This is a genomic window from Mycobacterium sp. 852013-50091_SCH5140682 (genome assembly GCF_001665685.1).
GTDB lineage: Bacteria > Actinomycetota > Actinomycetes > Mycobacteriales > Mycobacteriaceae > Mycobacterium.
Genome location: NZ_LZTB01000025.1, coordinates 52,970 through 72,101, shown reverse-complemented (window position 1 = coordinate 72,101; position 19,132 = coordinate 52,970). Strand labels below are relative to the sequence as shown.

17 protein-coding genes and 1 pseudogene are annotated in these 19,132 nt (G+C 67.3%); 3 read left to right on the top strand and 15 right to left on the bottom strand.

What is annotated here, in order from left to right; translation table 11 throughout:
* Positions 1-24: 24 nt before the first annotated feature.
* Positions 25-879: an Rv1486c family protein gene (locus A5784_RS08610; protein WP_064944276.1), complete on the top strand. Its 855-nt coding sequence runs from the start codon at positions 25-27 to the stop codon at positions 877-879.
* Between the two features lie 14 nt (positions 880-893).
* Here the strand turns inward: A5784_RS08610 and A5784_RS08605 are convergent, their stop codons facing one another.
* The 9 genes from A5784_RS08605 to A5784_RS08565 all read right to left on the bottom strand — a co-directional run bounded on the left by A5784_RS08605 (position 894) and on the right by A5784_RS08565 (position 9,950).
* On the bottom strand, positions 894-1,901 hold the full coding sequence (locus tag A5784_RS08605; RefSeq protein WP_064944274.1) for a ferrochelatase: 1,008 nt from the start codon (positions 1,899-1,901) through the stop codon (positions 894-896).
* 9 nt (positions 1,902-1,910) lie between these two features.
* Positions 1,911-2,720 carry an NADH-dependent enoyl-ACP reductase InhA gene (gene inhA / locus A5784_RS08600; RefSeq protein ID WP_064944272.1) on the bottom strand — a complete coding sequence of 270 codons (810 nt, stop codon included), beginning with the start codon at positions 2,718-2,720 and terminating at the stop codon, positions 1,911-1,913.
* A gap of 62 nt (positions 2,721-2,782) precedes the next feature.
* A complete protein-coding gene (fabG1, locus tag A5784_RS08595; RefSeq protein ID WP_064944270.1) occupies positions 2,783-3,604 on the bottom strand; it encodes a 3-oxoacyl-ACP reductase FabG1 in 822 nt (273 codons plus the stop codon).
* 97 nt (positions 3,605-3,701) lie between these two features.
* Entirely contained in the window at positions 3,702-4,709 is a 1,008-nt protein-coding gene (locus A5784_RS08590; protein WP_064944268.1) for a VWA domain-containing protein, read from the bottom strand.
* Between the two features lie 53 nt (positions 4,710-4,762).
* Complete coding sequence (locus tag A5784_RS08585; protein WP_064944266.1) at positions 4,763-5,710, bottom strand: DUF58 domain-containing protein; 948 nt, start codon at positions 5,708-5,710, stop codon at positions 4,763-4,765.
* On the bottom strand, positions 5,707-6,870 hold the full coding sequence (gene moxR1 / locus A5784_RS08580) for a chaperone MoxR1 (protein WP_064944264.1): 1,164 nt from the start codon (positions 6,868-6,870) through the stop codon (positions 5,707-5,709). The genes A5784_RS08585 and moxR1 overlap by 4 nt, the downstream gene beginning before the upstream one ends.
* A gap of 129 nt (positions 6,871-6,999) precedes the next feature.
* On the bottom strand, positions 7,000-7,707 hold the full coding sequence (ripB, locus tag A5784_RS08575) for an NlpC/P60 family peptidoglycan endopeptidase RipB (protein ID WP_064944261.1): 708 nt from the start codon (positions 7,705-7,707) through the stop codon (positions 7,000-7,002).
* 15 nt (positions 7,708-7,722) lie between these two features.
* Positions 7,723-9,141: an NlpC/P60 family peptidoglycan endopeptidase RipA gene (gene ripA, locus A5784_RS08570; RefSeq protein WP_064944259.1), complete on the bottom strand. Its 1,419-nt coding sequence runs from the start codon at positions 9,139-9,141 to the stop codon at positions 7,723-7,725.
* 200 nt (positions 9,142-9,341) lie between these two features.
* Complete coding sequence (locus A5784_RS08565) at positions 9,342-9,950, bottom strand: Rv1476 family membrane protein (RefSeq protein ID WP_064944257.1); 609 nt, start codon at positions 9,948-9,950, stop codon at positions 9,342-9,344.
* Positions 9,951-10,221: 271 nt separating this feature from the next.
* Here A5784_RS08565 and A5784_RS08560 point away from each other — a divergent pair, with 271 nt between their 5' ends.
* Together A5784_RS08560 and A5784_RS08555 are read left to right on the top strand one after the other, a co-directional pair.
* A complete protein-coding gene (locus A5784_RS08560) occupies positions 10,222-13,050 on the top strand; it encodes an aconitate hydratase (protein WP_064944255.1) in 2,829 nt (942 codons plus the stop codon).
* A gap of 64 nt (positions 13,051-13,114) precedes the next feature.
* On the top strand, positions 13,115-13,699 hold the full coding sequence (locus tag A5784_RS08555; protein ID WP_064944253.1) for a TetR/AcrR family transcriptional regulator: 585 nt from the start codon (positions 13,115-13,117) through the stop codon (positions 13,697-13,699).
* Between the two features lie 28 nt (positions 13,700-13,727).
* On the opposite strand, the gene A5784_RS08550 is transcribed toward A5784_RS08555, so the two are convergent.
* The 6 genes and pseudogenes from A5784_RS08550 to A5784_RS08525 form a co-directional block, all read right to left on the bottom strand.
* A complete protein-coding gene (locus A5784_RS08550; protein ID WP_029371250.1) occupies positions 13,728-13,922 on the bottom strand; it encodes a helix-turn-helix domain-containing protein in 195 nt (64 codons plus the stop codon).
* Between the two features lie 125 nt (positions 13,923-14,047).
* The gene (locus A5784_RS08545; RefSeq protein WP_064944251.1) at positions 14,048-15,676 is read right to left on the bottom strand and encodes an ABC-F family ATP-binding cassette domain-containing protein; all 1,629 of its coding nucleotides are present in this window, start codon (positions 15,674-15,676) and stop codon (positions 14,048-14,050) included.
* Positions 15,677-15,796: 120 nt separating this feature from the next.
* Positions 15,797-16,621: pseudogene (locus A5784_RS08540) on the bottom strand (enoyl-CoA hydratase); the annotation flags it as partial.
* 51 nt (positions 16,622-16,672) lie between these two features.
* Positions 16,673-17,038 carry a thioredoxin gene (gene trxA, locus A5784_RS08535; protein ID WP_064944249.1) on the bottom strand — a complete coding sequence of 122 codons (366 nt, stop codon included), beginning with the start codon at positions 17,036-17,038 and terminating at the stop codon, positions 16,673-16,675.
* A 45-nt stretch (positions 17,039-17,083) separates the two neighbouring features.
* A complete protein-coding gene (locus A5784_RS08530; RefSeq protein ID WP_064944247.1) occupies positions 17,084-18,196 on the bottom strand; it encodes an NADH:flavin oxidoreductase in 1,113 nt (370 codons plus the stop codon).
* A 24-nt stretch (positions 18,197-18,220) separates the two neighbouring features.
* Positions 18,221-19,120 carry a bifunctional helix-turn-helix transcriptional regulator/GNAT family N-acetyltransferase gene (locus A5784_RS08525; protein WP_064944245.1) on the bottom strand — a complete coding sequence of 300 codons (900 nt, stop codon included), beginning with the start codon at positions 19,118-19,120 and terminating at the stop codon, positions 18,221-18,223.
* Positions 19,121-19,132 lie beyond the last annotated feature (12 nt).

Sequence of the window (19,132 nt, the reverse complement as noted above, 5' to 3'; positions counted from 1 at the left end):
GCCGACTATTACACTGCCAGCATCATGTGGTGTCCAAGTGCAACGCTGTCGGTGTGGGCCAACGCCTGGCTCGCGGGTGCCGCCGCGCCCGACGACGTCCTCGACGCGTTATCTCAATGGGCTCCAACGCATTCTGTGACCGCCTACGATTCGTCGGCGGCGGTCCGCACGGGCCTGCCCTGGCCGGAGTTGGAGGACTCCGGTTCGGTGTCGCTGCTGCAGACGCTGCGCACCGCCGCCGGACGGTCGGTACGGACCCCCACCATCACGGTTGCCCAGCCGATTCCCGGTGACGTCCGCGGCCTGCCCGCGGGCACCCAGTTCCAGCGCGACGCCGTGACCGTCGGCGAGGCGGTCATCGTCAACCACGACGAGTTGCCCGGCGTGGGTCTTGTCCCCGAGTTCGAGTACTTCGACTTCGATGAGGCAGAAGACAGTTCGATGTTCGACCCGGAGCCCCGCGCGTTGTCCTGGACCGTGTACTCGGTCCCGACGCTGCCGCCGCCCGAGCAGTTCGAGCTGGGCACCGCCGAGTACGAACTGCGTTCCGCCGTCCGCTCGGCCGCCGAGACGCTCGGCGCCCTACGGTCCGGGGCCGGCATGGAGGTCGAGGATCCGCGGGGCATGGTCGAGCAGATCCTGGACGCCACGCGACTGCACCGCATCCCCGACCACGCGCCCACCCGAGCCATCCGGGTTCTGGAAACCGCCGCGCACGTCGACGCGATCGTCACGGTGAGCGCAGGCCTGACGCCCATCGGGCTGCAGACGTCCTCGGAGGTGCAGCTGGCCGGTGACACGCTGCGCCCACTGACCCAGGTGGTGCGAGCAGCCAGACTGGCGGCTCTCGGCGCCATCATGCAGTCCGCCTGGCGCTGAACCCGGAGCTCTGCCTAGCTCGCGCTGGGGCAGCAGTTCGGGGTACAGGACGCGCCGTCGATGCTGAATCCGTATCCGGGCGCCGGATCGGGCCCCGTCACGCGCAGCGGTTCGGTGCCGTCGCGCAGCTCCGCGATGAGCCCGGCGGCCAGCTTGGCGTAGCGTCGGTCGGCGTTCGGCGTGGCGGCGCGGGCCAGCGCGATGCCCGCGGCGTCGGCCTGTTGTCGCAGTTCGTTGTCGAGATCCCACACCACCTCGATGTGATCGGCGACGAAGCCGATGGGGCACACCACGACAGCCTTGACACCGCGCTGTTGCAGGGCCGAAAGGTGATCGCCGACATCGGGTTCCAGCCACGGCACCTGCGGTGGGCCGGAGCGGGACTGCCACACCAAGTCGTAGTCGTCGACGCCTGCGGCGGCCGCCACCAGCCGCGCGGCGTAGGCCACCTGCCTGCTGTAGAGCCGAGGCCCGCACCGTTCGTCGGCGGCGATCGGGATGGAGTGCGCGGTGAACACGACGCGCGCGTCATCGGGCAGCGAGGCCGCAGCTTTCGTGACCGCCTCGGCATACATCTCCACCATCAGCGGATGATCGAAATACTGTCGCAGCTTCACCAAATGCGGTGCGTCGGGGCCGGCCGCGGCCCGGGCCCGGGCGATGTCCTCGACGTACTGCCTGCAGCTCGAGTAGCCGCCCCACGCCGACGTGGTGAACACCGCGGCACGCCGAACACCGTTGTCGCGCATGGTGGCGACGGTGTCCTCGACATAGGGCTCCCAGTTGCGGTTGCCGAAATACACCGACAGATCAGGCATCTCGGCGCGCAACTGCTCGATCAGCGCACGATTGATCCCGTTGATCGGTGACACGCCACCGAAATGCAGGTAGTGCTCGGCGACCTCATCGAGCCGCTCCGGCGGGATGTTGCGCCCGCGGGTGACGTTCTCCAGGAATGGCCGTACCTGCTCAGGTCCCTCGGGCCCACCGAAGGACAACAGCAACAGGGCGTCAAAATCCATCGGTTCGGATCAGAGCAGCTGGGTGTGGGCACCGCCGTCGGCGTAGACCACGGTGCCGGTGGTGGCAGGCAGCCAGTCCGACAGCAGGGCGCACACCGTCTTGGCGACCGGCGTCGGATCCTTCATGTCCCAGCCGACGGGAGCGCGCTGATCCCAGCCCTCTTCCAGCAGCCGCATCTGGTCACCGGCCTCGGCGCCCAGTGCCCCGCCGACGATGGCGCTCATCGCGAGCGTGCGGATAGGCCCGGCGGCAACGAGATTGGAGCGGACGCCGAACTGGCCGGCCTCGCGCGCGACGAACCGGTTGACCGATTCCAGAGCACTCTTGGCGACGGTCATCCAGTTGTAGGCGGGCATCGCGCGGGTGGGATCGAAATCCATGCCGACGATGCTGCCGCCGCGGTTCATGATCGGCAGCGTGGCCTTGGCCAACGAGGCGTAGGAGTAGGCCGAGATGTGGATGCCCTTGGCGACATCCTCGTACGGCGCGTCGAAGAACGGGTTGATGCCCATGCCGGACTGCGGCATGAATCCGATCGAATGCACAACGCCGTCAAGCTTGTTGCCCTCACCGATGACGCCGGTGACCCGCTCGGCCAGGCTGTCGAGATGCTCGGTGTTCTGCACGTCGAGTTCCAGCAGCGGAGCCGGCTTGGGCAGCCGGTCGGCGATGCGCTGGATGAGCTTCATCCGATCGAAACCGGTCAGCACCAGCTCAGCCCCGGCCTCCTGGGCCGCCTTGGCGATGTGGAACGCGATAGACGAATCGGTGATGATCCCGGTGACCAGGATCCGCTTGCCTTCGAGCAAACCTGCCATGAGTGCGACTCCTTCTTGGGCGAAAAGTTGAGCGAAAGTTTTAGTAGGCCAAAGGTTTTGGCTCAGTGGCCCATGCCCATGCCGCCGTCGACCGGGATCACGGCGCCGGCGATGTAGCCGGCGTCCTCGGAGGCCAGGAAGCTGACGGCGCCTGCGACGTCCTCGGCAGTGCCGACCCGCTTGGCCGGGATGAACTCCAGCGCGCCGGCCTGGATCCGCTCGTCCAGGGCGCGGGTCATCTCGGTGTCGATGTAGCCGGGGGCGACGACGTTCGCGGTGACCCCGGCCTTGGACAGCTCACGGGAGATCGACCGGGCCATGCCGATCAGCCCGGCCTTGGCAGCCGCGTAGTTGGCCTGGTTGCCGATACCCCACATGCCCGAAACCGAGCCGATGAAGATGATCCGGCCGAAACGTTTGCGCTGCATGCTGCGGGAGGCGCGCTGCGCGACCCGGAACGCACCGGTCAGGTTCGCGTCGATGACGTCGGTGAAGCGGTCTTCCGTCATCCGCATGAGGAACGCATCCTTGGAGATACCTGCGTTGGAGACGAGGACCTCGACCGGGCCCTGGTGCTCCTCGACCTCCTTGAAGGCGCGGTCCACGGCGTCGTTGTCCGTAACGTCACACACGACACCGAAGAGCCCGTCCGGAGCGCCCGATCCACGGTGAGTCACGGCCACCTTGTGCCCGTCGGCGGCCAGTCGCTGCGCGATCGCCAAGCCGATACCGCGGTTGCCACCGGTGACCAGGACCGAGCGGGAAACGAACGCAGGACGGCCACCAGGGGTGGTTTCGGGGTCGGCCTCAGTGGCGACCTTGTCGGGTGCCTGTTCGCTCCTCGCGTCCGCAGTTATCTCTTCGCTCCTCGCGTCCGCAGTCATGCTCGTCAACTTATCGCCTCAGTCGCGGTTCGCTGAAATCGACACCAGGGCCGGCGCATGCGTCGTTGCGCCGCCCCGCTGCCGATCTCGACGGTCGTTAATTGGGCAACCTGCGGTTGACCAACAGTCCGGCCAGCGCCGCGAGCGCAAGCACCAACGCCCCGAGCCGCAGCCAGCCCAGGCTGGCATCGCCCTTGATGGTCTCGTAGCCGATCTGCTGCTGCAGTGACGTGAAGACCGCCTTGAGCTGCTCCAGGTTGGCCGCGTTGAACGAGTCGCCACCGGAGAGCTGCGCGATCTTCTTCAGCGTCTCGTCGTCAACCGGCACCGGCTGGCGCTGATCGTTGATCTCGACATAGCCGTACGGCGTGCCGAACGACACCGTGGAGATCGGGACGCCCTGATCCTTGGCGGTGCGGGCCGCGGTGTAGGCGCCCTTGGGGTTGTCGGGGTTCGACGGCACCGTTTCCTTACCGTCGGACATCAGCACGATCCGCGCAGGCGGGGGCTCGTCGCCACCGCCGATCACCGCGCCAACCGTCGCGATCGCCTGCAACGCGGTGAAGATGCCCTCGCCCGTCGCGGTTCGGTCGGCGAGCTGCAGCTTGTCCAGCGCGTTCTTGGTCGCATCGCGGTTGGTGGTCGGTTGAACCAGCACGGTGGCGGTGCCCGCGTACGCGATCAGACCGAGGTTGATGCCGGGGGTGAGCTGGTCGGCGAACTGCTTGGCGGCCTCCTGCGCCGCGGCCAGCCTGCTCGGTGCGACATCGGTGGCCCGCATGGACTGCGAGACGTCGATCACCAGCATCACCACGGCACGGTTGCGCGGGATCCGCACATCGTGGGTCGGGCCCGCCATCGCCACGGTGAACAGCAGCAACGAGATCACCAGCAGGATCGCGGGCACATGCCGCCAGCGGGTGGGCTGCTTGGGCGCCACGCTCTCCAGCAGCTCCATGTTGGCGAACCGGAGGATCCGCTGTTGACGGGCCCGCTGGACGATGACGTACAGCGCGGCAAGGGCGGCCACCACGAACAGGAACAGGAACCACCACGCGTGCGCGAAGCCGGACAGGCTGATCGGCCCGAGTATCGGTAATGTCATGTGCTAGTTGTCATTTCAGTGTCGATGGTCGTCGGCCAGACGTCTTTTGTGCGTTATCGGCCGGCCAGTGCGCCCCGGCGGCGGTTCGCCACGAACCGCACCACATCGGCGATCCAGTCCCGGTCAGTGCGTAGGCTCAGCAGCGGGGCATCGCAGCGGCGCAAGGTCCGGGCCACCTCCGCGCGATGAGCCGCGGCGGCTTGCTCGAAATCGCTGCGCAGTTGCGCGTCGATGGTGAACTCTCGGGTGACGCCGGTTTCGGTGTCCTGCAGGATCACGTCCCCGACCTCGGGCAACTCGACGTCACGTGGGTCGAGCACCTCGATGCCGAGCACCTCGTGACGGCCTGCGATGGCCCGCAGCGGGCGCATCCAGTTGATGGGCCCCAGGAAGTCACTGATGATCACGGCCATGCCGCGTCGCCGTTCGGGCCTGCGCAACGCGTCGATGGCCGCGGCCAGATCACCCCGGACGCCGGTGGGTGCCTTCGGCATCGTGGCGATGGCGCGCAGCATCTCCTGCTCGTGCATGCGGCCCGACAGGGCCGGGACGCGCCGGACCGATTCGCCGTTGGCGATGATCGCGCCGATCCGGTTGCCACCGCCACTGTTGAGGAACGTGATGGCCGCGGCCGCGGCGACAGCGAGGTCACGCTTCTCACAGCCCGCGGTACCGAAGTCGAGGCTGGCCGAGACGTCGACCACCAGCCAGGTCTCCAGCTCGCGGTCGGCGATCATCTGCCGAACGTGCGGCATCGTGGTGCGCGCCGTCACCGACCAGTCCATGCGACGCACGTCGTCGCCGGGTTGGTAGATACGCGACTCCCCCGGCTCCGAACCGGGGCCGGGGATCAGCCCCAGGTGGTCGCCGTGCAACACGCCGTCGAGCTTGCGGCGGACCGTCAGCTCGAGTTTGCGCAGGGCCGCCGACAGAGCGGGGTCACGGATCTCGCCGCGCTGCAGCGACGGGAGGTCGACTGAGCGGCGGCCCGGAGCCGTCACCGACCCGCGGCCGCGGCGGCAGCGGCGGGCACTACGGGCTGAACCGAATGCCCTTGCTGCGGAAGGGCGTTCACCTGCGGCAGCGCCACGGTCTGCAGGATGCGGTTGACCACGGTCTCCGACGAGATCTCATCGGCCAGCGCGTCGTAGGTGAGCACCAGCCGGTGGCGCAACACATCAGGGATGACCTCGACGACGTCCTGCGGGATGACGTAGTCGCGGCCGCGTACCAGCGCCAGCGCGCGTGCCGCGGCGATGATGCCGAGCGATGCACGCGGCGAGGCGCCGTAGGCGATCCACGCCTTGGCGTCGGGCATGCCGAACTTCTCCGGTTCACGCGTCGCGGTGACGATACGCACGACGTAGTCCACCAGCGCGTGGTGCACGAACGTGTTGGCCGCGACGTCCTGCAGGCGCAGCAGATCGCCGGTGTCGAGAATCTGCTTGGGCTCCGGAGGCTTGACGCCCATCCGGTAGATGATCTCGCGCTCTTCCTCCGGCGACGGATAGTCGACGTTGAGTTTGAACAGGAAGCGGTCACGCTGCGCCTCGGGCAGCTGGTACACGCCCTCCTGCTCGATCGGGTTCTGGGTAGCCATGACCAGGAACGGGCTGGGCAGCGGGAAGGTCTTGCCGCCGATGGAGATCTTGCGCTCGGCCATCACCTCGAGCAGGGCCGACTGCACCTTGGCGGGCGCGCGGTTGATCTCGTCGGCGAGCAGGAAGTTGACCACCACGGGGCCGAGTTCGATGTCGAAGTCTTCCTTGCCCTGGCGGTAGATACGGGTACCGATGATGTCGGTGGGCACCAGGTCGGGGGTGAACTGGATACGGGCGAACGTGCCGCCGACCACCTTGGCGAACGTCTCCACAGCCAGCGTCTTGGCGACACCCGGCACACCTTCGAGCAACACGTGCCCCTTGGCGAGCAGGCCGACCAGCATGCGCTCGACCAGCTGGTCCTGGCCGACGATGATGCGCTTGACCTCGAAGATCGCCCGTTCCAGGGTATGCACCTCACCCTGCAGGCCGCCGTTGTTCGACGCCGGGGCGGCGTGCGCGCCGGCCTGCGCAGCCGGGGAGCCGGGAGGATAGCCCGGCGCCGGGCTCGAGCCGGGGTAACCTCCGGCGCCCTGCGGCGGTCCACTCGGTGACGTCATTCAACTTCCTCCCACGGTGTTCGTCTGCAAACGCATCAATACCAATAGCCGGGCAGCCGGGTGCCCTCGGTCAACTATTCCAGGCACTTCCGAATCCGTCGACGCTGGCCGGAAGAGTTCAGGTTCCGCTCAGGATTCGATGATGCGGGACAGGTGGGGCGACATACCCGCGGTCCGCACCGGGCTGACGGTGACCTTCCCGGCACTGCCGGACGCCTCCAACATCTTTCCGCCACCGAGATAGATGGCGACGTGCTGGCTACCACCGGGGCCGTAGAAGATCAGATCGCCGCGTTTGGCCTGCGACGGCGGGATCGCACGGCCGGTGTTGTACTGGTCGCCGGAGTACTTGGGGATCTGCACACCCACGCCCGCGAAGGCGTAGCGGGTCAGGCCCGAGCAGTCGAAGCCGATCTTTCCGGCGTCGTAGTCGACCCCGGGGCCGGGGCCGGTCAGCGTTCCACCACCCCACGAATAGGGCACGCCCATCTGGCTGCCGGCGCGGCGGATGGCGTATTCGATGGCCTGCGGGCCGCGCACCGCTCCGGCAGGCAGGGTCGATGCCGCGGCTGTCTTCGGCGCCAGGCCGATGCTCTGCAGGAACTGCTGGCCGAGGCTCTGGGTGGTCTGCAGCGCGATCTGGCTGACCTGGAAGGACGCGTTGGCGATCGCCACCGGGTCACCCGGGGCTCCGGAGCTGACCACCTTGGGCAGCGTCGGGTCCCACGCGCCGTCGTCGGGTGCGGCAGCGGCAGGCCACGCGCCCCCGACGGCGAGCGCGATTGCGAGCGCCGTCGATGCCAGGATCCTGGTGGGGCGAAATGACTTGGAGCGCAATGCAATCCCTACGATTCAGTACTCGATGTAGCGGACGACGTATGGCGTCATGCCGCTGGTGCGAACGGGTGAGATCTTGACCGTCGACCCGGTGTACGGCGCTTCGAGCATCTGGCCGTTGCCGAGGTAGAGCGTGACGTGCTGGGCGCCGCCGGGGCCGTAGAAGATGACGTCGCCGCGGCGCATCTGCGAGGACGGGATCTTGCGGCCTGCGTTGTACTGCGATCCCGAGTAGTGCGGCAGCTTGATGCCGACGCCGGCGAAGGCGTACAGGATCAGGCCTGAGCAGTCGAAACCGACGGTGTCGGCACCGGAATCGATACCTCGGCTGGGGCCTGCGGCGTTTCCGCCGCCCCACGAATAGGGAACGCCGATCTGCGAGCCCGCGCGCTGGATGACGTACTCGGAGGCCTGCCGCCCGTAGACCCGGGGAATGGCGCCGTTGGTGTAGCCCGTCGGCGTGGGCAGGATGCCCATCTTCTGCAGGAAGCTACGGCCCATGTTCTGGGTGACCTGCGCCGACGTCGACGAGATGCCCAGCACGGTGTTGATGATTGCGACCGGGTCACCCTGCACGAACGCGCTCGGGATCGCGGGCAGTGTGGGGTCCCACTGGCTGTCCCAGTTGGCGGGGCGTTGTCCCGCTGCCCCGGGAGCGCGGTCCCAGTTGCCCGGGTTCGCCTGCGGAAGGGTCGCAGCGGGCGTATTGCCCGCCGGTCCCGACATGGGCCGCGCCTGGTCGAGTTTGGCCTGGGCCGCGGCACGTTGCGCGGTGAGCTGCTGCAACTGGTCACGCTGGGTGCCGAAGGTCTGCTGAGCGTCCTTGAGTGCCGACACCGCGGAATCCTGGCTGGCCTGGGCGTCGCGGGCGGCCTGGTCGGCCTTCTGCTTGGCCAGCCGGGCGGTTGATTCCCGGTTCACCTGTTCGGTCCGGGCCCGCTGCAGGTCGGCCATCACCTGATCGGAGCTGACGGCCAGAGTCTGGCTGGTGGCGGCCGCGTCGATCATGTCGGCGGGGTCGGCCGCGGTCAGGTACGAGCTGGACGGGCCGTTGACGTAGCTGGCCGCAGCGAAAGTGTCGAAGCGTTTCTGCGCGGCGGCGATGGCGGCGTTGGCGTCGGCGATGCCCTGCTGACTGGCGGTCACTTCGCGGTTGGCCGCGTCGGCGGCGTCGCGCGCGTCCTGCACCGCGACGATCGCCTTGTTGACGCTCTCCTGCTGGGTCTGGATGTCGGCACCCAACTCCTGCAGCTTCTGGTTCGCATTGGCCACGGCGGCAACCAGACTCGCAACGTCCTCCGGGCCGCCGGGTTCGGCGACCGCCGGTGGGACACCGCCGGCCAGAGCCGTGGCGAGCAGCATCCCGATCGTCAGCGGTACGGCGCAGATGCGGCCGTACAACTGCGACCTAGAGGCGCGAAGGGAGCGTCTCATGCGACTCAAGTCTCCTTGGGCTCAACGACGGCGTACCGGCAGGTTTGCTCGCAGCCTTTGCGCAGAAGTCACACAAAGCACAACTACAACAATGGGTACCGTTTGCACCGTACGTCACATGAGAAGCTAAAGAAACTTTAGTCACAAATTACAGATATGTAATTGCGAATAGTGTGACCGTTTAGTGATATTCGAGGAATTTACGAACTAATGTTCGATGGATCCGCGGGCTCGCTCTGCGAGCCCGTCCCGGCAGTCGACGCCGCGGCACGTTTGCCACGAACCTGCAGGACGCGGGTGATGACGGCGGCCGCGGCCACCCCTAGCGTCAACGCGATCGTCAGGGTTGTCCACGGGAAAATCGGAGTCGTTATCTGATCGACGAAATTCCGTGCCGACTGCACCGGGTTACCCGTCTTGGCAACGTCTTGTCCGGCCTCCAAAGTGACCCGATCTATCGACTCGCTGTACGTGCCGGCAAATGACGGACTGATGGCGAGCACGGTCGACCCGGGATTGGCCTGACCGACCTCGGTGGCGATGTCCCGCAGCGGGGTGTCGATGAACGGATTCTTCGGCACCACGATGACCTTGAGGTCGACGCCCGCCTGCCGCGCGTCGCTGACCACCTGGCGAAGCTCCGGCACGTCGGCGGCGGGTGCGCTCACCCCGTCGTCGGCGACGTCGGCCTGCACGGCCGCCATGCAGTGGGCGACGCCATCAGGTTGCGCCGGGCTCAGTCCCACGGTGTCACACACCTCGACCGGGATGAAGGCAGGCAAAAACGGGATGACGTGCGGTCCAGTCACAGGGGCACGGTACGCCGTGTCGTTGAGTCGGCGAGCAGCGACACGGCCGTCACGCTCGGGCGTGGGCTACCCCGGTAAGTTTGGGCGCCCGGGAGCTGACGCGGCCCACGCCGCGGCGACGGATGGTCGAATCCGGCCGTCCGGGTAGCACCGGCGAAGCAACAAGAGAAGACTGTTACGCGCCCTGCGGCGCATTGCAGGACAAGCGTACTGTTAACATCGGAACGCCGCCGACACAGCCCGTCGCGGCGAGAACAAGCCGGGAGTTGATGTGAGCAGCGAGAATACGGAAAATTCGTCCCTTAACTCGTTTGGTGCCCGTGACACGCTGACGGTCGGGGACCAGAGTTACGAGATCTATCGTCTGGACGCGGTACCCGGGACCGAAAAGCTGCCGTACAGCCTCAAGGTGCTCGCCGAGAACCTGTTGCGCACCGAGGACGGCGCCAACATCACCAAGGACCACATCGAGGCCATCGCCAACTGGGATCCCTCGGCCGAGCCGAGCATCGAGATCCAGTTCACCCCGGCCCGCGTGCTGATGCAGGACTTCACCGGTGTGCCGTGCATCGTGGATCTGGCCACCATGCGAGAGGCCGTGGCGGCCCTGGGCGGCGACCCAGACAAGGTCAACCCCCTCTCCCCGGCCGAGATGGTCATCGACCACTCGGTGATCCTCGACGTGTTCGGCAACGCCGGCGCGTTCGAGCGCAACGTCGAACTCGAATACGAGCGCAACGCCGAGCGCTACCAGTTCCTGCGCTGGGGCCAGGGCGCGTTCGACGACTTCAAGGTCGTCCCGCCCGGCACCGGCATCGTGCACCAGGTCAACATCGAATACCTGGCCCGGGTGGTGTTCGAACGCGACGGGGTGGCCTACCCGGACACCTGTGTGGGCACCGACAGCCACACCACGATGGAGAACGGTCTGGGCGTGCTGGGCTGGGGCGTCGGCGGTATCGAGGCCGAGGCCGCCATGCTGGGCCAGCCAGTCTCGATGCTCATCCCCCGCGTCGTCGGCTTCAAGCTGACCGGCGAGATCAAGCCCGGCGTGACCGCCACCGATGTGGTGCTCACCGTCACCGACATGCTGCGTAAGCATGGCGTGGTCGGCAAGTTCGTCGAGTTCTACGGCAAGGGTGTGGCCGAGGTGCCGCTGGCCAACCGCGCCACCCTGGGCAACATGAGCCCCGAATTCGGTTCCACCGCAGCGATTTTCCCGATCGACGAGGAAACCATCAACTACCTGCGCCTGACCGGGCGCACCGAGCAGCAGCTGGCACTGGTCGAGGCCTACGCCAAGACCCAAGGCATGTGGCACAACCCCGATCACGAGCCGGCATTCTCCGAGTACCTCGAGCTGGACCTGTCCACCGTCGTGCCGTCGATCTCGGGTCCCAAGCGCCCCCAGGACCGCATCGAACTCTCCGATGCCAAGAACGCGTTCCGCAAGGACATCCACAACTACGTCGAAGAGAACCTGCCGACCCCGGAGACCAAGCTCGACGAGGCCGTCGACGAGTCCTTCCCGGCCAGCGACTCCGTGGCCCTGAGCTTCGCCGATGACGGCGCTGTCGACGCCCGCCCGTCGGCGGCCAACGGCGCCGCGGGCCGCCCGTCCAAGCCGATCACCGTGCGCTCCGAAGAGCGCGGCGAGTTCGTGCTCGACCACGGTGCCGTGGTGGTCGCGGGCATCACCTCGTGCACCAACACCTCCAACCCGTCGGTGATGCTCGGCGCCGCCCTGCTGGCCAAGAAGGCCGTCGAGAAGGGCCTCACCTCCAAGCCGTGGGTGAAGACCAACATGGCACCCGGCTCGCAGGTCGTCACCGACTACTACAACAAGGCCGGCCTGTGGCCGTACCTGGAGAAGCTGGGTTACTTCCTCGGCGGCTACGGCTGCACCACCTGCATCGGCAACACCGGGCCGCTGCCCGACGAGATCTCCAAGGCCATCAACGACAACGACCTGTCGGTGACCGCGGTGCTCTCCGGTAACCGCAACTTCGAGGGCCGCATCTCCCCCGACGTCAAGATGAACTACCTGGCGTCCCCGCCGCTGGTGATCGCCTACGGCATCGCGGGCACCATGGACTTCGACTTCGAGACCGACCCGCTGGGCCAGGACCAGGACGGCAACGACGTCTTCCTCAAGGACATCTGGCCGTCTGCCCAAGAAATCGAGGAGACCATCGCCTCCTCGATCAACCGGGAGATGTTCACCGACTCCTACGCCGACGTCTTCAAGGGCGACGACCGCTGGCGTTCGCTGCCCACCCCGGAGGGCAACACCTTCGCCTGGGACGAGGCCTCCACCTACGTGCGCAAGGCCCCGTACTTCGACGGCATGCCCGCCGAGCCGGCGCCGGTCACCGACATCACCGGCGCCAGAGTCCTTGCCCTGCTGGGCGATTCGGTGACCACCGACCACATCAGCCCGGCCGGCTCGATCAAGCCCGGCACCCCGGCCGCCCAATACCTCGACGCCAACGGCGTGGCGCGCAAGGACTACAACTCGCTGGGGTCGCGGCGCGGCAACCACGAGGTGATGATCCGCGGCACCTTCGCCAACATCCGGCTGCGCAACCAACTGCTCGACGATGTGTCCGGTGGTTACACGCGTGACTTCACCCAGGAGGGTGGCCCGCAGGCGTTCATCTACGACGCGTCGGTCAACTACAAGAAGGCCGGCATCCCGCTGGTCGTGTTGGGCGGCAAGGAGTATGGCTCCGGATCGTCGCGCGACTGGGCCGCCAAGGGCACGGTGCTGCTCGGCGTCAAGGCCGTCATCACCGAATCCTTCGAGCGCATCCACCGCTCCAACCTGATCGGCATGGGCGTCATCCCGCTGCAGTTCCCGGCAGGTGAGTCGGCCGCGAGTCTCAAATTGGACGGCACCGAGACCTACGACATCACCGGCATCGAGGCGCTCAACGAGGGCAAGACGCCCAAGACCGTGCACGTGACGGCCACCAAGGAGGACGGCTCCAAGGTCGAATTCGACGCCGTCGTGCGCATCGACACCCCCGGTGAAGCCGACTACTACCGCAACGGCGGCATCCTGCAGTACGTGCTGCGCAACATGCTGAAGTCGAAGTAGTCCTGGCCGGAACAACCAAATCAGCTATGGCGCTACGCCAGGCGCCTGCGCGAGGAGTGAACCAGTGCCCCGGGTGACCGACGACCATCTGGCAGCCCGCCGCCGCCAGATTCTCGACGGCGCCCGGCGCTGCTTCGCTCAGTACGGGTACGAGAGTGCGACCGTGCGGCGGCTCGAACAAACCATCGGGCTGTCGCGCGGCGCAATCTTTCACCACTTCAAGGACAAGGACACCTTGTTCTTCGAACTGGCCCGCGAGGACGCCGAGCGGATGGCCGACGTGGCCGCCCGCGAGGGTCTGATCCAGGTGATGCGCAACATGCTGGCCGCGCCCGAGCAGTTCGACTGGCTGGCCACCCGGCTGGAGATCGCCCGAAAACTGCGTAATGATCCGGCATTTCACCAGGGCTGGGCAGAGCGGTCGGCCGAACTGTCCGCTGCCACCACCGAACGGCTACGGCGGCAGAAGCAAGCCGGACGGTTGCGCGACGACGTCCCGAGCGCGGTTCTGCACATCTATCTGGACCTGGTGCTTGACGGCCTGGTGGCGCGGCTGGCCTCGGGCGAGGACCCCAAGAATCTCAGTGCGGTCCTCGACCTCGTGGAGGCATCGGTGCGGCAACAACACCCGCCTTCAGCCGATCACTGAAACCGGCTGCGCCGCAACGGCTCTGCGCTCAGGCCCGGGCTCGGGTGCGATGATTGGGTCCACCTCTGCTGCGCATGGTGGTGCCCGATTCGCGCAGCAAGCTGTGTATCGAACCGTACGACCGACCCGTCGTAGCAACCAGCGAGCGGATGCTGGCGCCCCTCTCGTAGGCGCTACGCAACTCGGTCAGCAATTCGTCCCGGGTCTTGTTGGTTTCCTTCATCGACATCTCCCCGCTGTGGATGTCCCGACGGTTACCCAGACTAGAAACAGCTCACACGTCGGCGGGCGAAATTGGCCAACGTCTTAGGATTTGGCGTCGATCCGGTTTTGGCGAGTGCAACAAACTCAAGCCAGCTCGATGAGGTCGCGGTACTCCGCCGACCAGAAATCCTCGGTACCGTCGGGCAACAGCACCACGCGCTGCGGGTCGAGCGCCTCGGCCGCGCCCGGATCGTGCGTCACCAACACCACCGCGCCCTGATAACTGCGCAACGCGTCGAGCACCTGCTCGCGCGATGCCGGGTCCAGGTTGTTGGTCGGCTCGTCGAGCAGCAGCACATTGGCGGTCGAGGCGACCAGGCCGGCCAGCGCCAGTCGGGTCTTCTCGCCGCCGGACAGCGTTCCGGCCGGCTGCTCGAGCTGCGGCCCGGTGAACATGAAGGCGCCCAACAGACCTCGTAGATCCTGCTCCCCCGTGTCGGGCGCTGCATGCCGGATGTTCTCCCACACCGTGGCGTGATCGTCGAGGGTGTCGTGTTCCTGCGCGAAGTAGCCGAGTTTGAGGCCATGGCCCGGCTCAAGGGCGCCCGCATCGGCGGTTTCCGCACCCGCCAGCAGACGCAGCAGGGTGGTCTTGCCCGCACCGTTGAGTCCGAGCACCACAACCCGCGATCCGCGGTCGATGGCCAGGTCGACACCGGTGAAGATCTCCAGCGACCCGTACGTCTTGGTCAGCCCCTTGGCCACCAGCGGCGTCTTACCACACGGCGCCGGGCTCGGGAATTTGATCCGGGCCACCTTATCGGCAACCCGTTCAGCGTCCAGCTCGGCGATCATCCGCTCGGCTCGACGCAACATGTTCTGCGCGGCAACGGCTTTCGTGGCCTTGGCGCCCATCTTGGCGGCCTGGGCGCGAAGTGCGCCCGCCTTCTTCTCCGCGTTGGCGCGCTCCCGACGACGGCGCTGCTCGTCGGTCGCGCGGGCGTCGAGGTATTTCTGCCAGCCCATGTTGTAGACATCGGCCTCGCCACGCACCGCGTCCAGGAACCACACCCGGTTGACGACGTCAGCCAGCAGCTCGACGTTGTGGCTGATGACCACCAGACCACCGGCATGGTTCTGCAGGAAGGTCCGCAGCCACCCGATCGAGTCGGCGTCGAGGTGGTTTGTGGGCTCGTCGAGCAGCAAGGTGGTAGCCGAACCCGATCCCGTATCGGACGCCGCGAACAGAATGCGGGCCAGTTCCACCCGCCGGCGCTGACCACCCGAGAGGGTCCGCAGCGGCTGGGTCAGGACACGGTCCGGCAACGCCAGGCTCGCGCAGATACGACCTGCCTCGCTCTCGGCCGCGTACCCGCCAAGGGCGGCGAAGCGCTCCTCCAGCTGACCGTACTTCCGCACGGCCTTGTCGCGGGCGGCGTCGTCGGCCACCTCGGCCATCAGCGCCTGCTGCTTCTCCAGATCAGCCAGCAGCGCGTCCAGGCCACGCGCCGAGAGGACGCGGTCACGGGCCAGCACGTCAAGGTTGCCTTCCCGGGGATCCTGTGGCAGGTAACCGATCTCGCCGGTCCGCGTGACAGTGCCGGCGTACGGCTCGCCCTCACCGGCGAGAATCCGCATCGTGGTGGTCTTGCCCGCGCCGTTGCGGCCGACCAGACCGATCCGGTCGCCGGGCTGGATCCGCAGCGCCGAACCCTCGATGGACAGCAGTGTGCGCGCGCCGGCGCGGACCTCCAGGTCCGTTGCGGTGATCACGCTACTGCCTCCCTGCCTGTTGTCTCATGTGTCGTTGGTGCCTGACGGCTATTTGTCGTCGGTGCCTGTCGATTCCTCGCGCAAGCGCTCGTCGGTGCCTGTCGATTCCTCGCGCAAGCGCTCGTCAGTGAAAACCGGGGGCCGACGCTCCGCGCGCGCAGCCACCGCTTCCTCGAAGTTCGCGGTGAGCAGGCGCACGAAGAGTTGCCCGAGGCCTTCGGCCTGCATATGCCCCTCAAGGCTAGCGGCGTCCAGTCCACTCCAAAGTGTCCGCTTGGTCAACTCGATTCCCGGGCGGGAGAACGCCGCCATGCCCTCGGCCATCGAGTAACAGGTTTCCAGCAGCTCACCTTCCGGCACCGACCGCGACACCAGGCCGATGCGCTGGGCTTCCTCGGCGTCGACATCGCGGCCGGTCAGCATGATCTCGAAGGCCCGCGATGCGCCTATCGCCCGGGGCAGCAGGTACGAGAGGCCCAACTCGCTCGCGGTCAGCCCGTTGTTGATACCCGCGGCGCGGAAGTACGCGCCCTCGGCGGCCACGCGGATGTCGCAGGCCAGCGCCAGGCACAGGCCGCCGCCGATGGCGGCCCCGTTCACCGCCGCGATGACGGGCTGATGCAGCCGCCGGAGCCCCAGAATCACGTCGTCGAGTACTTCCATCGACCGCAGCGCGAACGTCGGCCGGGTCAGGCCTCCCACGTGGGGTACCGACCCGGCCGACTTGTGGTCAGCGCCCGAAGAGAATCCGCGACCGGCGCCGGTCAGCACCACAACCCGCACAGAGTTGTCGTAACGGAGCTCTTCGAGCGTCTGCTTGAGCGGAACCATGACGTCGAACGCCATCGAGTTCATCCGCTCGGGCCGATTCAGGGTCACCAGGGCCACGCCAGGGCGCGGACGGTCGACGACGACGAACTGGTTGGGCTCTGTCACGCACAGCACGCTATCGCGTGTGCAGCCGCCTGAGTGCGCAGCGACCCCGGATCAGGTCGGTTAGACCTGCTCCCCGTCGCCCTGCGCGGCGATCGCGGCGTCGACGTCGAATTCCTTGACCTTCTGGACCAGGTCCTCGAGCGCTGCGGGCGGCAGGGCGCCGGCCTGGTTGAACACCAGCTTGCCCTTCTTGAAGGCCATCAGCGTCGGAATGGACCGGATCTCGGCGGCGGCAGCCAGCGACTGCTCGGCCTCGGTGTCGACCTTGGCGAACACCACGTCGGGGTGCTTCTCCGATGCGGCCTTGAAGGTCGGCGCGAACGCACGACACGGCCCGCACCAAGACGCCCAGAAATCCACCAGCACGATCTCGTTGTCGGCAATGGTGGTGTTGAACTGTTCTGCGGTGATGTCTTGCGTACTCACGACTTTCCTAACGTTGCGGTGCGGCGGGCTGTTCCCAGCCTATGGTCAATGCAAGCCGGCCAGTGCAGTTTCAGCGTGGTAGCCGCCGAAGCCGTCGAGCGTGTCGTCGCGCAACCGGTTCACCCAACCCGGGTCGGCCAGCAACGCCCGCCCGATCGCCACGATGTCGAACTCACCTGCGGCGAACTGCTCGAGCAACCGGTCCACCGGAGCCGGGGTGATCACATCGCCGTCGGCCCGGCCTGGTTTGAATTCGGTGGCCAGCCCGACGGAGCCTACGCCGATGACCGGGATGCCGGTGATGTGCTTGACCCAGCCGGCGAGGCTGCGCGTGGACCCGGGGAACGCCGGAAGGTAGTGCCTGCGGGTCGACGGGTGCAGGATGTCGATGCCCGCGCTCACCAGAGGTGTCAGCACCGCCTCCAGCTCACCGGGATCGGCGGCGATGTGTGCGTCGTAGGCGTTGGCCTTCCACTGCGAGAACCGGTAGATGATCGGGAACTCCGGACCGACCGCGTCCCGTACCGCAGTGATCACCTCGACCGGGAACCGGGTGCGCGCGGCAATCGAGCCGCCATATCCGTCGGTGCGCTGATTTGTTCTCTCCCACAGGAATTCGTCGAGGAGGTAGCCGTGCGCGCCGTGCAGCTCGACAGCGTCGAACCCGGCGATCTTGGCGTTGCGGGCAGCCTCGGCGAAGCTCGCGGCCACGCCCGCGAGTTCGTCGGTGCTCAAGGCGCGCCCTTTCGCCTCGCCGAGAGAGTTGACGCCGGACGGACTCACCGGGACGAGCCCGTCACGGTCGTCGCGCTCCGCGCCTTGATGCCACAGCTGCGCCGCGATGGTCGCGCCGTGAGCGTGGACCGCGTCGGTGACCGCCCGCCAGCCGGCCAGCACCTCTGAACCGGCCAGGGTGGGGATGCTGAACGGCCAGCCGGCCACGGGATCGGGCAACCGCACGCCCTCGGTGATGATCAAGCCGACACCGCCGGCGGCGCGACGCGCGTAGTACGCCGCGACATCGGGCCCTGGAACACCATCCGGCGACGCGCGACGGGTCATCGGGGCCATGGCAAACCGATTGGGGATCGTCAGGGACCCGACGGTGATCGGACTGAACAACTCTGGACGTGGCACGTTCACATGTCCAACCAACATCGGTTGCCGCGCGGGGATTCCGTTTTACTCGCCGCGAGTCTGAGTGGGTAGCGGCTTCTCGAACCAGTGATCGGCGTAGACCTCGCCGCTGAACGGTTCGACTTCCTCGTAGCCGCAGCTGCGGTACATCCGCTGCGCCTCGGTCAATGCAGCATTGGTGTCCAGACGCATGAGCCGAGCCCCGTGGGCCTGCGCGTGTGACTCCAGGGCCGTGAGGATGCGTCGGCCCACCCCCAGGCCGCGTGTGCTCGGGGCGACCCACATCCGTTTGACGAGCGCGACCGCGTCGGGATACCAGATCACCGCACCGCACCCCACGGGCCGGCCGTGCAGCGAGGCGACGAGCAGCAACCCCGCGGGCGGTGTCATCTCGGCATCGGCGACCGGACTGACCGCCGGGTCGTAGCCGCCGGTGAACCGCTGGGCCAGTTCGGCGTAGTAGGTCGCCAGGCAGTAGCGAGCGTCGGGATGGTGTGGATCGCAGACATCCAGCTGGACCGCAGACGCCGTCAGCAGCCGCTCGACCTGGGCCATCGCCGTCACCAGCCGGTCCTGCTGGCTGCCGGACAGTGACCGCAGCACGGCGGCTGCCGCGGCGTCGGAGCGCTCGTTGAGCGTGGCGAGCTCCCGGCGCCCGGCGTCGGTGAGCTGCGCCGTACGCACCCGCCCGTCTGCGTCGCTCGGCGCGACCGCCACGAGCCCTTCGTGCTGCAGAGCCCGCAGGAGCCGGCTCAGGTAACCCGAATCCAACCCGAGCCGTTCCCGCAGGTCCCGCACGTCGCATCCATCGACACCGATCTCCCACAGCAGCCGGTCTTGACCCAGCGATCGCCCGCTGGCCAGGAAGTTCTCGTTGAGCACCCCCGCGCTGCGCGTGACGACCCGGTTGAACCTACGGACCTGCGCGACCATCTCCGCGGACATATCTCTGACTTT